General features: G+C 65.4%; 10 protein-coding genes. All 10 read right to left on the reverse strand.

Translation table 11 applies throughout. The features are described 5' to 3' along the window. Positions 1–24: 24 nt before the first annotated feature. Positions 25–2991, reverse strand: coding sequence for a bifunctional [glutamine synthetase] adenylyltransferase/[glutamine synthetase]-adenylyl-L-tyrosine phosphorylase (locus EJ074_RS08175; protein ID WP_165350058.1), 2967 nt, complete (start codon positions 2989–2991; stop codon positions 25–27). Then, on the reverse strand, positions 2991–4463 hold the full coding sequence (locus EJ074_RS08180) for a HAMP domain-containing sensor histidine kinase (RefSeq protein ID WP_129552953.1): 1473 nt from the start codon (positions 4461–4463) through the stop codon (positions 2991–2993). The genes EJ074_RS08175 and EJ074_RS08180 overlap by 1 nt, the downstream gene beginning before the upstream one ends. A gap of 113 nt (positions 4464–4576) precedes the next feature. Beyond that, positions 4577–5251: a response regulator transcription factor gene (locus EJ074_RS08185; protein WP_129552954.1), complete on the reverse strand. Its 675-nt coding sequence runs from the start codon at positions 5249–5251 to the stop codon at positions 4577–4579. Between the two features lie 420 nt (positions 5252–5671). After that, positions 5672–7213 carry a Do family serine endopeptidase gene (locus EJ074_RS08190; protein WP_129552955.1) on the reverse strand — a complete coding sequence of 514 codons (1542 nt, stop codon included), beginning with the start codon at positions 7211–7213 and terminating at the stop codon, positions 5672–5674. A 590-nt stretch (positions 7214–7803) separates the two neighbouring features. Next, positions 7804–8268 (reverse strand): cytochrome c-type biogenesis protein, encoded by a 465-nt coding sequence (locus tag EJ074_RS08200; RefSeq protein WP_129552956.1) that lies wholly within the window; start codon positions 8266–8268, stop codon positions 7804–7806. Beyond that, positions 8265–10256, reverse strand: a complete 1992-nt coding sequence (locus EJ074_RS08205) for a heme lyase CcmF/NrfE family subunit (RefSeq protein WP_129552957.1) — start codon at positions 10254–10256, stop codon at positions 8265–8267. Before EJ074_RS08205 ends, EJ074_RS08200 begins: the two co-directional genes overlap by 4 nt. Positions 10257–10261: 5 nt before the next feature. Next, on the reverse strand, positions 10262–10705 hold the full coding sequence (gene ccmE / locus EJ074_RS08210) for a cytochrome c maturation protein CcmE (protein WP_129552958.1): 444 nt from the start codon (positions 10703–10705) through the stop codon (positions 10262–10264). A gap of 3 nt (positions 10706–10708) precedes the next feature. Then, positions 10709–11845: a c-type cytochrome biogenesis protein CcmI gene (gene ccmI / locus EJ074_RS08215; RefSeq protein ID WP_129552959.1), complete on the reverse strand. Its 1137-nt coding sequence runs from the start codon at positions 11843–11845 to the stop codon at positions 10709–10711. A gap of 175 nt (positions 11846–12020) precedes the next feature. Next, complete coding sequence (locus EJ074_RS08220; protein ID WP_129552960.1) at positions 12021–12461, reverse strand: hypothetical protein; 441 nt, start codon at positions 12459–12461, stop codon at positions 12021–12023. Between the two features lie 246 nt (positions 12462–12707). After that, positions 12708–14096, reverse strand: coding sequence for an ATP-binding protein (locus EJ074_RS08225; RefSeq protein ID WP_165349886.1), 1389 nt, complete (start codon positions 14094–14096; stop codon positions 12708–12710). Positions 14097–14100 lie beyond the last annotated feature (4 nt).

The raw sequence follows: 14100 nt of genomic DNA on the forward strand, positions 1-14100 counted from the left end.
CTCTTCACGAACCTCGTCCCTCCATCATGGCGGCTTCGCACGCAGCAGAAGGTCGAAATCCTTCCTGACCTTCCGCGACGTCTCCTTGAGGTGCGCCTCCAACACGCCGAAGTCCGGCAGGTCGGTGACTCCCAGAAGCAGGTCCGAAAGCCCAGGCGGGACGTCGTCGCGCTGGAACTCGCCGGTCAGGCAAAGCCTGATCATCTGGGTCAGCGCGGTATACAGCCGATCGGCCTCGCAGAGCTCGTGCCGGACATCGATGGCCGCGAATTGCGGCGCAAGGCGCGCCAATATGTCGGCGGTCGCCGTCACGCGGCGCCCGGGTTCGACATTGCCGGTGATGACCGCTACCTGGGCGATGAATTCGAGATCGATGAGACCGCCCGCAACGAGCTTGATGTCCCAGAGATCGCGCGGCGGCTTTTCCTTCTCGATCAGCGCCCGCATCTCGAAGGCCTCCGCCTTGACCTTGGCAGCGTCGCGCGGCTGGGCAAGCACCGCGGCCACGTCGCCCTCGACCTCGGCGCAAAGTTCGGCATCGCCACCGATCGCGCGCGCTCTGGCCAGCGCCAGGTGCTCCCAGGTCCAGGCGTCCTGGCGCTGATACTTCTTGTAGGCGTCGATGTGGGTGGCGACCGGCCCCTTGTTGCCGGAGGGCCGCAGGCGCAGGTCGAGCTCGTAAAGCACGCCTTCGGCGGTCGGCGCTGAAACGGCAGCAATCAGGCGCTGCGTCATGCGCGTGTAGTAGTGCGAGGGCGCGAGCGGCTTCTCGCCGTCGGACTCTTCGGCGTCCGGATCGTGATCGTAGAGCAGGATGAGATCGACGTCGGATCCGGCGGTGAGCTCGCGGCTGCCAAGCTTGCCCATGCCGAGCAGCGCCACCCTGCCGCCGGCAATCAAGCCGTGGCGCAGCGCGAACTCCGTCGTCACCGCGTTGAGTGCCGCTTCGATGGTAAGATCGGCGAGATCGGAAAAGGCGCGGCCTGCGCGCGCGGGATCGATCGAGCCGGCGAGCAGCCTGACACCGATCAGGAACTTCTGCTCGGAGGCGAAGATGCGAAGACGGTCGAGCACGTCCTCATAGACGCGGTCGCCCTCGATGAAGGCGGCGAGCCGCGCAGAAAGATAGGCGCGGTTCGGCAACTCGGTCAGCAGCGCCGGGTCGAGAAGGCCGTCGAACACATGCGGGCGGCGCGTGATGATGGCGGCGAGCCGTGGCGCCGCGCCCATGATGGTCGCCATCAGCTTGAGCAGGGCCGGGTTCGACTGCAAGAGCGAGAAGAGCTGGATGCCGGCCGGCAGGCCGGCGAGGAACTCGTCGAAGCGGACCAGCGCCTCGTCGGCGCGGCGGGTCTGGCCGAAGGCTTTCAGCAGCGCCGGCGTCAGCTCCGTCAGCCGCTCGCGCGCTTCCGCCGAATGGGTGACGCGGTAGCGGCCGAAATGCCAGCCGCGAATGACGCGGCAGATGTCGCTCGGGCGCTGGAAGCCGAGGCGATGCAAGCTCTGCAGCGTATCGGGATCGTCGACGTCGCCGGTGAAGACGAGATTGCCGACCCCGGCCGACAATTCCGGCGCGGTCTCGAAGAGCGCCGCATAATGGCGCTCGACCTGCTGCAGCGCAGCCCGAAAGGCGTCGGCAAACTCCGCCTCGCCGGCAAAGCCCAGCATGAGCGCAATGCGCTCCAGCTCCTCGTCCTCGTCGGGCAGAACATGCGTCTGCTCGTCGGCCACCATCTGGATAGCGTGCTCGACCCGGCGCAGAAACCAGTACTGGCGAGCGAGCGCATCGCGCGCCTCGGCGGTGATCCAGCCGCGCGCGGCAAGTTGGCCGAGCATCGGCACCGTCTCACGGCCGCGCAGTTCCGGGAAGCGGCCGCCGGCAATGAGCTGCTGCGTCTGGACGAAAAACTCGATCTCGCGGATACCACCGCGGCCGAGCTTGACGTTGTGGCCCTTCACCGCGATCTCGCCATGACCTTTGTGAGCATGGATCTGGCGCTTGATCGAATGGACGTCGGCGATTGCCGCATAGTCCATGTATTTGCGCCAGACATAGGGCTGCAGTTCCTTGAGGAAGGCGGCACCCGCGGCGAGGTCGCCGGCAACCGGGCGCGCCTTGATCATGGCGGCGCGCTCCCAGTTCTGGCCACGTGCTTCGTAGTAATGCAGTGCCGCCTCGACCGGGATCGCCAGCGGCGTCGAGCCGGGATCGGGGCGAAGCCTCAGGTCGGTGCGGAACACATACCCGTGCTCGGTGCGATCCTGCAGGATGCGAACAAGGCGTCGGGTGAGGCGCGCAAACAGTTCCGTCGCATCGAGGGGATCGATGACGGCCGCTGCGTCAGGATCGAAGAAGACGACGAGGTCGATGTCGGACGAGAAATTGAGCTCATGCGCGCCGAGCTTGCCCATACCGAGCACGATCCAGCCCGATTGCCGCGCCGGGTTCGTGGGATCGGGCAGCTTGATCTTGCCCTGCTCGTGCGCATCGCGCAGCAGGAAGTCGATGGCGGCGCGGGTGCAGGCATCGGCTAGGTCGCTGAGGCGGCGCACGGTAAGCGCCGTTTCGGCCTCGCCGCTGAGATCGGCAAGCGCGGTCAGGAAATGCGCCTCCGCCTTCCATTGGCGGAGTTCCATCATCAGGCTCGATTCGGAAACCGACTCGGCTTGCGCCACGCGGCCGATCGCCTCGCCGATCGCCTTGAGCCGCGCCTCAACCGGCTGGTCGAACAGGGTGTCCAGAATGGCCGGCCGGCGGTGCGCCATGTCGCGCAGGAAGGGCGACAGGTCGAAAACAGCCGCGAGCAAGCCCTGCAGCGGCCCCTCGCCGGCGAGCAGCGCCGCCAGCCGGGACAAGCCCGCCTCCCCGGCTGCGTCGGCGATCTCGGACAGTTCGCGCCGGGCGCGAGCCTCGTCCAGCGGTCGAAGCGCCAGTGTAGGACGAAGTTGCAACTCGCCTTCGACTTGTTTCTTCGCCATCCTCGCCGCCATCATTGCGTCTCCCGCGCGGGAAAACTCATGACCACGGACAATCCGGGATTGGTAGGCAGAAGATCAAGCCTGCCGTTGTGGAAAGTCATGATCGCCTTGGCGAGGCTGAGGCCGAGTCCGGAGCCGGGTTGCGAGCGGCTCTTTTCCAGCCGCACGAAGCGTTCGGTCGCGCGCGCACGGTCGGCGTCGTCGGGAATGCCGTGGCCGTTGTCGGTAACGGCGAGCCTGATCTCGCCGACGGCCCGCTCCAGCGTCACGCGCACTTTCGGCTCGATTGCGTCGGCCGAGTATTTGATCGCGTTGTCGACGATGTTCGACAGCGCCTGGCCGATCAGCTCGCGGTTGCCGTCGATCATCAGCGGTTCCGGCACGAGCGCCTCCAGAACCACCCCGGCCTCCTCCGCCACCGGCTCGTAGAGCTCGACCACGTCGCTCACGGTGGCGGCGAGATCAACCGGAGTGGTGGTCTCGGAGGAATAGCCAGATTCCAGCCGCGAGATCATCAGGATGGCATTGAAGGTCTTTATCAGCTGATCGGATTCGGCGATCGTGCTTTCCAGCGCCTGCCGGTAGTCGGTCGTCTTGTGCTTGCCGGCAAGCGTCGCCTCGGCGCGGTTGCGCAGCCGGGTCAGCGGCGTCTTCAGATCGTGAGCGATGTTGTCGGAAACCTGCTTCAGTCCCTCGTTCAGTGTCGCGATCCTGGCCAGCATCGTGTTGAGGTTTTCTGACAGGCGGTCGAACTCGTCGCCGGCTCCGGTGACCGGCAGCCGTCCCGACAGGTCGCCGCCCATGATGCGGCGGCTCGCTTCGGAGACGCTGTCGATGCGGTTGAGCGCGGCGCGCCCGACAAAGAACCAGATCAGCAGTCCGCCCAAACCCATCATGCCCAGCGCCAGCATCAGGGAGCGCCGGATGACGGCGCGGAAGCGCTCGGGCTCGCCGAGATCGCGGCCGACCAGGATGATCATCTGGTTGGGCAGCCGCAGCACGAAAGCGATGGCATTATGGCCTTGCTCGCCCTCGGGCTGCGCCTCCTTCTCGCCGATCTGTGGCGGGGCCTGCTCGGAGGCGCCGCTGCGCAGCCGGTCGAGCTCGCCCTCGCCGAAGCGGTGATAGGAAAAAGGCTCCTTCGTCCAGCCTTCCGTCTCGATGACCCCCGGCTGCAGGCTCTGGACATTGCCGGTCAGAATCTGGCCGTTGGGGTCGGCGATCAGGTAGAGGTTGGCGCCCGGCTGGCGCGAGCGGGCCTCGACCACGCGCACCAGCACTGGCAGGCCGCCGCGCTGGTAGGCGCGGGCGAGACCCACCATCTCGTCGTTGATGGTGTCCTGGGTCTGGGCGGTCAGCATGCGGGCCGAGAGCGACGTCATGTAGAAGACCAGCAGTACGGCGCAGAGCGCGAACAGCAGGAAAAAAAGCGCCGAAAGCCGGGCTGCCGTCGTCTTCATGATGGCCGGCAGGGAAAGGGCCATCTTGCTCTCTAAAGCGCTCCGCGTTGAAACGGGTTCAAGCGACACGCTTTAGGTCCATTGCTTTTGCGCATGTCGTCCTTCCAAAACCGCTGCACACTTTTAGGCGGCATGCATTAGCCGCCCTTCAGCATGTAGCCGGCGCCGCGGATCGTGTGCAGGATCGGTTTGTCGAAGCCCTTCTCAATCTTGCCGCGCAGCCGCGAGACGTGAACGTCGATGACGTTGGTCTGAGGATCGAAGTGATAGTCCCAGACATTCTCCAGCAGCATGGTGCGCGTCACCACCTGGCCGGCATGCCGCATCAGATATTCGAGCAGGCGGAATTCGCGCGGCTGCAGCGTGATCTCACGGCCGGCGCGCTTGACCGAATGCGAAAGCCGGTCGAGTTCGAGATCGTCCACCTTGTAGACGGTCTCGGCCTCCCTGGCGCTGGCGCGGCGGTTCAGCACTTCGACCCGGGCGAGCAATTCGGAAAAGGCATAAGGCTTGGTCAGATAGTCGTCGCCTCCGGCGCGCAGGCCGGTGACGCGATCGTCGACCTCGCCCAGCGCCGACAAGATGAGCACCGGCGTGGTGTTGCCGCGCGAACGCAGCGCAGCGATCACCGACAGGCCGTCGCGGCGCGGCATCATCCGGTCGACCACCATGACGTCATAGTCGACGGCGTCGGCCAGCGCGAAGCCGGTCTCGCCATCACCGGCGACATGAGCGGTGTGGCCCGCCTCGGCGAAGGCCTTCTGCAGATAGTCGGCGGCCTCGCGATCGTCTTCCATGACGAGAATCTTCATGGAGCCGTTATACGCGATTTCACTGGAATATTGAGGGGCAGGCATCGGACGCGCCTTTGCAATTGTCGGTCCCGCACGTCGTTACCCCAAAACCGGCGACCACTTTTGGGTGACGTGCTTTTGTTTTCGCACGCCGTTACCCCAAAACCGGCAACCACTTTTGGGCGACGTGCTTTTGGCTTCGCACGTCGTCATCCCAAAACCGGCAACCACTTTTGGGCGACGTGCTGTAAGGCGGCAGCGAGTCATGGGATACCCGCTGCCGCCAGGAGCGAAACACGGTGACTGACAGACGTGTTCGGCCCCATGTTTCCCGGCGGCGGTCCGGGGGTGTTGAAACCGCCGCCAGGAAAGGTCGAAAGTTGCGCAGTGGCGCATGATCCTGCCGAAAACCCACGCGGCTTTCGGGATCAGGCGCGCTCAGCCCTTGCCGACGGGCAGCGCGACGAAACGGTTGGAGTCGTCGCGGGTGATCTGCATCAGCACCGCCTTGCGGCCGGTCTTGGCAGCATCCGTCATCGCCTTGGAGACATCGTCGGTGGTGTTGACCTCGTTCGAATTGATCGAGGTGATGACGTCGCCCGGCTGGATGCCACGGTCGGCTGCATCGCTGTCCGGATCGACATCGGTGACCACCAGACCCTTGCCGTTCTCCGACTTGGTGACGGTGAGGCCGAGATCGGCCAGCGTGTCGGCCTTGGCGGGCGCGGACTGCTTGCCGTTGTCCTCGTTGGAAGCCTGCTTGTCGCTCGTCGGCAGCGTGCCGAGGTCGACCTTGATCGTCTCGTTCTTGCCATCACGCCAGACCGTGACATCGACCGACTTGCCCGGCGCGTAGGAGCCTATCATGCGGGCGAGTTCCTTCGGCGAGGCGACATCCTTGCCATCGACCTGGGTGATCACATCGCCGGCGGCGATACCGGCCTTCTTGCCGGGGCCCGCGTCCTGGGCGCTCGAAACCAGCGCGCCCTTGTCGGCCTTCAGGCCGAGCGACTCGGCGATGTCGGAGGTGACCGGCTGGATCTCGACGCCGAGCCAGCCGCGCTGGACGGAGCCGTTCTTCATCAGGTCGTCGACAACCTGCTTGGCGGTCGAGGCCGGAATGTCGAAGGCGATGCCCACGCTGCCCCCCGATGGCGAGAAGATGGCGGTGTTGATGCCGATCACCTGGCCATTGAGGTTGAAGGTCGGGCCGCCCGAATTGCCGCGGTTGACCGATGCGTCGATCTGGATGAAGTCGTCATAAGGACCGGCGCCGATGTCGCGGCCGCGGGCCGAGACGATGCCGGCGGTGACGGTGCCGCCGAGGCCGAACGGATTTCCGACGGCCACGACCCAGTCGCCGATACGGACCTTGGAATCATCGGCGAAGTCGACATAGGTAAACTTGCCGCCGCCATCGACCTTCAAAACGGCGAGGTCGGTGCGCGGATCGGAGCCGATCAGCTTGGCGTCGAGCTCCTTGCCGTCATTGGTGACCACAGTGAAGGCAGTGCCTTCCGAGACGACGTGATTGTTGGTGACGAGGTAGCCGTCCTCGGAGATGAAGAAGCCGGAGCCTTGAGCGACCGGGCGCGGCTCGCCATTGTTGCCGTGGTCGCGGTGGCGACGCATGCCGAACTGGCCGCCCTGGTCGCCGAAGCCGCGGAACTCCTTGAAGAAGCGGCGCAGCTGCGGATTGTCGGGCAGGTTGTCGAAGCCGTCCTGGTCATCGGAGCCGTCATCGGCCGTCGGCTGGATCTTGGCCTTGACCTTGACGCTGACGACCGCCGGCGACACGCGCTCGACCACATCGGCGAAGCCCGTCACCTGCGGCGCCTGGACACGCACGGCTTCTGCCAGCACAGGTCCGGTACCGGTGGTCACCGCACCGAAACCGATGGCGCCAGCGACGGCCAGCGAGGCTGCGGCGGCCAGTAGGCGCTTGCGGGTGCGGGAATATGAATTGGGGGCAATATTCATGGGTCTCTATCCTCTTTCGAAGGGATGCGCTCAGGCGAGCATCCTCGGGCAAGAGAATTAGAGAGCCGCACATTACGAGGCCATTTCCGGTACATGAAAATTTTGTAATGTTGGCGATCGGCAAGGATGCGTGAGATCACGAGGCTTCAAAATGACCGCAGGTCGCACCAACCGGGTCAAGCCCCGGTCGATTGGGAGACTAAGATAATCGAGGGCATCAAGCGCGGAATATCCGACGCAAAGACGGGCCGTTTGGTGACTCACGAATGAGCAATGCCGGAAATCGACCGGTCATCGAGGCCGGTGGAAGCTGCGCGCACACGCAAGGTCTGAGATGTGCCTCGCTCGGAGGCTTGCGGAAGCACCCTCGACGTCGTCATCCCAGGGCGAAGCAGGAGCGAAGCTCCGTCGCGGAGACCCTGGGATCCATGCCGTTACCTCAACCGTAGAGTACAGCGGTGCAGAATTCTCCGCCGCAGCGGAGCGTGGAAGTCACGGCATGGATCCTCGGGTCTACGCGCGTCGCTGCGCTCCTTGCTCCGCCCGTGGATGACGACGGCATAAGCGTTTCGACCAACCTCTAAGGTGCATTATTCGCGCAGCATCTTGTCCAACGCCGCCTGTTCCTCGGCACTTAGGACGCTTCCCGACGCAGGGCGCCGGGAGCGGGCACCGATCACGATAAAGGTGCCGCCAACGAGCAGCAGAAGCACCGGCGTACCCCACAAAAGCGCGTTGCGCAGGCTGAAGCGCGGCTTCAGCAGCACGAACTCGCCATAGCGCGAGACGATATAGTCCATCACCTGCTGATCGGTGTCGCCGGCGACAAGGCGCTGGCGCACCAGGATGCGCAGGTCACGCGCCAGGTCGGCATCGGATTCGTCGATCGACTGGTTCTGGCAGACCATGCAGCGCAGCTCTTCCGAAAGCGCGCGCGCCCTCGCCTCCAGCGCCGGATCGGGCAGCACCTCGTCCGGCTTCACCGCCTGCGCGGTCCCGGCGAAGACCAGGGCAAGCAGAAGGACCAGCGAGGCAAGTGAAAACCTGGCCCTCATGTCGAGCTCACGGATGCTGTGGCAGCTACCTGCCTGCGGCGGCGCGACGGCGCGCCTACGCGCAGGCGCCGGTCCATCAGCGACATGGCCGCGCCCGCCATCATCACCAGCCCGCCACCCCAGATCAGCGTCACCAGGGGCTTCCACCACAGACGCACGACGACGGAACCGTCATTGCCTTCGTCGCCGAGTGAGAGATAGAGCTGGCTCAATCCGATCGTCCTGATGCCGGACTCGGTGGTCACCGTCTGACGCACCGGATAGAAGCGCTTGGCCGAGCTGATCTCGCCATCGGCGTTGCCATCGCTGCCGATCATGACGAAGCGGCCGCGATCCTCGGTGAAGTTCGGGCCTTTTCGTGGGAACAGCCCCTCGAACCGCAAGGTATGACCGGAGAGCTCGACCGTCTCGCCGGCGCGCATGGTCAGGATCCTCTCGGTACCGAAGGAGAGCGTGCCGACGATGCCGAGCAACGTCAGACCGAGGCCGAGATGGGCAAGCGCGGTGCCATAGACCGAGCGCGGCAGGCCGGCGAAGCGCCGCAGCATGACGGCAGGCGCCGCAGAGCCTGCGCCGGATTTCACGGCAAGGTCGGTGAGCGCGCCGGCGACCAGCCAGACGGCAAGCCCGACGCCAAGCGCCGCGAAGACCGAGGCGCCGTCTATGAACAGACCGGTGACGAGCACGGCGGCAAGCGCCAGCGCGAAAGCCGCCATCAGCCGCTGCGCGGCGGCAAGCACATCGCCGCGCTTCCAGGCAAGCAGCGGCCCGAAGGGCACGATCGCCAGGAGCGGCAGCATCAGCGGGCCGAAGGTCAGGTCGAAGAAGGGCGCGCCGACCGAGATCTTACCGCCGGTGAGCGCCTCGAGCGCCAGCGGATAGAGCGTGCCGACCAGCACGGTTGCCGTTGCCGTGGTGAGGAACAGGTTGTTGAGGACCAGCGCGCCCTCGCGCGAGATGGGATGGAACAGGCCGCCGGCGGTGAGCGTCGAGGCGCGCAGCGCAAACAGCGCCAGCGAGCCGCCGATGAACAGCGTAAGGATGCAGAGAATGAAGACGCCGCGCGTCGGGTCGGTGGCGAAGGCGTGAACGGAGGTCAGCACGCCTGAGCGCACCAGGAAGGTGCCGAGCAGCGACAGCGAGAAGGTCAGTATCGCAAGCAGCAGCGTCCAGATCTTCAGCGCCGAGCGCTTTTCCATGACGATCGCCGAATGGAGCAGCGCGGTGCCGGCGAGCCAGGGCATGAAGGAGGCGTTCTCGACCGGATCCCAAAACCAGAAGCCGCCCCAGCCCAGCTCGTAATAGGCCCAGTACGAGCCCATGGCGATGCCGCCGGTGAGGAACATCCAGGCGACCAGCGTCCACGGCCGCACCCAGCGCGCCCAGGATGCGTCGATGCGGCCCTCGATCAGTGCTGCCACCGAAAAGGAGAAGCAGATCGAGAAGCTGACATAGCCGAGATAGAGCAGCGGCGGATGGACGGCGAGGCCGAGATCCTGCAGCACCGGGTTGAGGTCGCGGCCCTCGATCGGCGCCGGGTTCAGCCTGACGAAGGGATTGGACGTCGTCAGGATGAACAGGAAGAAGGCAGCGCCGATCATGCCTTGCACGGCAAGCACATTGGCCCTCAGCGTCGCCGGCAGGTTCGAGCCGAAGACGGCGACCAACGCGCCGAAGAAGGTCAGGATCAGCACCCAGAGCAGCATCGAGCCTTCGTGGTTTCCCCAGGTTCCGGTGATTTTGTAGATCATCGGCTGCAGCGAGTGCGAATTCTCCCACACGCTCGCCACCGAGAAATCGGAGCCGGCATAGGCGACGGCCAATGCCGCGAAGGAGAGCGCGGTGAGCGCAAAGCCGCTGACCGCGACCGGACCGCCGACCGCCATCAGCCGCTGGTTACCGGCACGGGCGCCGACCAGCGGCACCAGCATCTGCACCAGCGACAGCGCGAAGGCGAGGACGAGCGCGAAATGTCCGGTCTCAACCACGGCTGCTACTCACTCTTCGTTTCCTGCCAGACGCCCTTAGCCTTCAGCCCATCGGCGACTTCCTTCGGCATATAGCGCTCGTCATGCTTGGCAAGCACGCTGTCGGCGACGAAGACGCCGTCCGGACGGAACGCACCCTCGGTGATGACGCCCTGCTCCTCGCGGAACAGGTCGGGCAGGATCCCGGTATAGGTGACCTTGACCGACTTTTGCGTGTCGGTGACGGAGAAGGCGACGGTGGCGCCCTGCCCGCGCACGATGGTTCCCTTCTCGACCAGGCCGCCAAGCCTGATGCGCTGTCCCGGCTGGACGGTTGCGCTAGCGAGATCGGCCGGCATGTAGAAATAGGAAGCCTTCTGGCCGAGCGCATAGAAGGTGAGCCCGGCAGCCGTCCCGAGGAAGGCCAGTCCGGCAACGATCACCGACAATCGCTTCTGCTTGCGCGTCATCGCTTACTCCGTCGCCGCCACGCCGAGCGAGGCGGCAAAGGCGGTGAACTTCTTGGCCTGCTCGCTGTCGGGCCCGAAGACGGCGACAGCGCGAGCGAGCGCGTCGCGCGCCTGGTCGGCCTTGCCGAGCACGACGTAGGAGCGAATGAGGCGCATCCATCCTTCCTCGTCGCGCGGGTTCTGCTTCAGCCGATCGTCGAGGCCGGCAACCATGGTTTCGATCATCGCCTGGCGGTCTTGCGGCGACATCTGCTGCGCCGCCTGCATCTGCTCGGCGTCCGGCCCTTTGGCCGATGCGCCTGCCGCGACCGCTGGTCCAGCTGTTTCGGCAAGCGCCTGCTTCACTGCGGTGCGCCAAGGCGAGTCCGGGGGCAAGATGCCCAGCATCTTCTGCCAGGCCGCCGCTGCCTCGGCCTTCCTGCCTTCCTGGGCAAGCCCCATCGCCAGGTAGAAATTCGCCTTGGCATTGACGGGGTCGAGCTTCAGCGCCGCCTCGAAGGCACCTTGAGCCTCCGCCGAGACGATGCCGCCAGCGGCATTGGCGATCGCCTCGCCGAGGCCGGCCTGACGAACGGCGCTGTCGCCGTCGAGGCGGATGGCGTTGCGGTAGGCCGTCACCGCGTCGGGAAAGCGCTGCAGGCGCAGATAGACCGGCGCCAGCACGTCCCAGCCCTTGCCGTCAGAAGGGTTGGCGGCGAGATGGGCCTCGGCGCGGGCGACCAATTCGTCGACCGAAGAATCGGCCGGGTTCTTGGCAAGCCGCTCCGCCAGGGGCTGCGAAGGCAGGTCCGGCGAACCGAGCGCGCCATAGAGTCCCCAGCTCACCAGGGGGACCAGCAGCACGGCGGCAGCGGCGATGAGCCGCGCGGCCTGCGAAGGGCGTGGTGCATCCGTTGCTGACTGCTCAGCCGAGCCGAGGCGCAGGATGCGGCGGCCGATCTCGGCGCGCGCTTCTTCCGCCTCCGCCGGCTGGATCAGCCCGCGCGCCACGTCGCGATCGATCTCGGAGAGCTGGTCGCGATAGACTTCCAGGTCGTGGGAGCCGGCGGCGGACGCGCCCTTCGGGCCGCCAGCCAGCGGCAGCAGCACGGCCAGGCTGGCGCCCAGTGTGAGGATCGCGGCTATGACCCAGAACAGCATGGTTCTTCCAATAACGGCAGAGCCCTGCCCTGCCAACACAAGCACACTGCGACGCTTTGACGGCAGATCTGTCGTCTGGCCTTGATCGACATCAACCGGACCGGATTATAGGACGATCCGACCTGCCTTGCCCTGCATGTCCTTTGCCAAACATGGGGTTGGCAGGACGCAATTATCAGGTCAGCGGCGTCCAGCTGCCGTCGGCATTGCGGCAGGCGGTACCGCGCGCGGTAACCCCCGCAGCGCCGGCATACACGGTATGGGTGTATTGGCGGCAGTCCTGCGAGCCGACCCGGTAGGGCTGGGCGGCAACGACCTCGCCATAGTGGGATGAGCTGTCGCTCTTCCAGGTCACCTTCTGGCCGCTGTTGTTGTACTCCAGCGCCTTGTATTCGGCCTCGAGCCCCTTGCGCTTTTCGGCGTCGCTCAGTCCGGAGCCGATCGAGCCGCCGATCAGCCCGCCATTCATCGCCGCGACGATGCTGGTCCCCACCTTGCCGCCGGAAGCATTGGACCCGGCCGGCGGCGTGAGCGAGGCGCTTGGGCCGCTTTTGCCCAGCGTGGTGCAGCCGGAAACGGCCAACAGGGTTGAAACGAGCGCGACGCGAATCTTCATGCCAGCAACCGGTTGTCTTGAGCGGAATGGACTTCTAGAGCAGTTCACCGTTTCACGGAAACGGCTAACCGTTCTATCTCGTTGTTTTGACGCAATTCCGGATGGAAAACCGTTTCAGACTTTTCCTGGAATTGCTCTGAGCGACACGGATTGGGGCCGCGCCATCGGAGACGTGATCGTGGCCATAGTGTTGATATTTGTCGGAAATTTGGCCGCAACCGGCCGCAAGCAAATCGATAAAATACGTCACTGCAGGCTCCGCAATCTCACCACCGCCCTCAAGCCACCCATGCCGGAGCGTTCCAGCGCCAGGACGCCTCCATACTCGTTGACGAGGTCGGCGACAATGGCCAGCCCCAGTCCCGTTCCAGGCTTAGTCTCGTCGAGCCGCCGCCCGCGTTTCAACGCCTCGCGCGCCTTCTCCTCGGGGATGCCCGGTCCGTCATCCTCTATGACGATTTCAAACTGATTGATGCTTCCCGGAACGACGGCGACCGAGACGGCCACCGCGCTCTTTGCCCATTTCATGGCATTCTCGAGCAGGTTGCCGAGCAATTCCTCGAGATCCTCGCGCTCGCCGGCAAAGACAATTTCGCCCGGCGGCAGCGACAGGGAGAGCTTCGCCTGCGGATTGAGCTTCTGCAGCACGCGCGCCATGCGCTCGACCAGCGGCGAGACCGGGGTTCGGAAGACGACGCTGTCGCGCTGGGCGGCAACGCGGGCGCGCTGCAGGTAGTGGTCGACCTGCTTCTGCATCGAGGCGGCCTGTTCGGCAATGAGCTGCCCCTTGGCGCCGCCGAGCGCGCGACCCTCGTTGATGAGCACCGCCAGCGGGGTCTTGAGCGAATGGGCGAGGTTGCCGACCTGCGTGCGCGAACGCTCGACGATGCGCCTGTTGTTTTCGATCAGCGCGTTGGTCTCGTTGGCCAGAGGCTCGATCTCTGCCGGGAAGCTGCCGTCGAGCCGATGCGCCGTACCCTCACGCACCATGGCCAGCGCATTGCGCACCCGGCGCAGCGGCTGCAGGCCGAGCAGGATGGCGATGGCATTGATGGCGATCATGCCGACGCCGAACAGCGACAGATAGGTGAGCAGGCGACGCTGAAAGCTCGCGATCTCCTGCTCGAGCTCGCTATGGTTGCCCATGACGCGGAAGCGCGCCGCACGGTTCTTGGCATCGAGCACGAACTCGCTCTCGAAGACCTCGACCTGCTCGCCTTTGATGCCTTCGGTCGAGTAGCTGCGCTGAAAGTTCGCGTTGAAGGGGACCTCGGCGACGCTCGGCGACAGGATCGAGGTGGTCATCGAGGAGGAATGGAGCTCGCCGTGAACGTCCTCGGAGGCTGGCTCCACCGACCAGTACCAGCCGGAATTCGGCTCGGAAAAGCGCAGGTCGCCTAGGTCCGGCGCGCCGGTGAGCGCGCCGTTGTCGGAAATGCCGACCGAGCCGATCAGGTTGAACAGATGCGCCGAAAGCAGGCTGTCGAAACCGCGCTCGCTGGCCTGGCGGTAGAGCGTGGTGATGAGCGTGAAGATGACGACCAGCGTCAGGATCGCCCAGACGGTCGAAAAGGCGATGACGCGGAAGGTCAGCGAGCGCGGCCAGAGCCGCAGCCTCGAAAGCCGCGTCTTCATAGTT

It is taken from the genome of Mesorhizobium sp. M3A.F.Ca.ET.080.04.2.1 (assembly GCF_003952525.1).
Taxonomy (GTDB): Bacteria; Pseudomonadota; Alphaproteobacteria; order Rhizobiales; family Rhizobiaceae; genus Mesorhizobium.

What these genes read in the sequence shown, in the direction of transcription:
- EJ074_RS08200 (WP_129552956.1), bottom strand. Translation starts at nt 8,268, where the DNA reads ATGAGGGCCAGGTTTTCACTTGCCTCGCTGGTCCTTCTGCTTGCCCTG.
- EJ074_RS08190 (WP_129552955.1), bottom strand. Translation starts at nt 7,213, where the DNA reads ATGAATATTGCCCCCAATTCATATTCCCGCACCCGCAAGCGCCTACTG.
- EJ074_RS08220 (WP_129552960.1), bottom strand. Translation starts at nt 12,461, where the DNA reads ATGAAGATTCGCGTCGCGCTCGTTTCAACCCTGTTGGCCGTTTCCGGC.
- EJ074_RS08180 (WP_129552953.1), bottom strand. Translation starts at nt 4,463, where the DNA reads ATGGCCCTTTCCCTGCCGGCCATCATGAAGACGACGGCAGCCCGGCTT.
- EJ074_RS08185 (WP_129552954.1), bottom strand. Translation starts at nt 5,251, where the DNA reads ATGAAGATTCTCGTCATGGAAGACGATCGCGAGGCCGCCGACTATCTG.
- ccmI (WP_129552959.1), bottom strand. Translation starts at nt 11,845, where the DNA reads ATGCTGTTCTGGGTCATAGCCGCGATCCTCACACTGGGCGCCAGCCTG.
- ccmE (WP_129552958.1), bottom strand. Translation starts at nt 10,705, where the DNA reads ATGACGCGCAAGCAGAAGCGATTGTCGGTGATCGTTGCCGGACTGGCC.
- EJ074_RS08175 (WP_165350058.1), bottom strand. Translation starts at nt 2,991, where the DNA reads ATGGCGGCGAGGATGGCGAAGAAACAAGTCGAAGGCGAGTTGCAACTT.
- EJ074_RS08225 (WP_165349886.1), bottom strand. Translation starts at nt 14,096, where the DNA reads ATGAAGACGCGGCTTTCGAGGCTGCGGCTCTGGCCGCGCTCGCTGACC.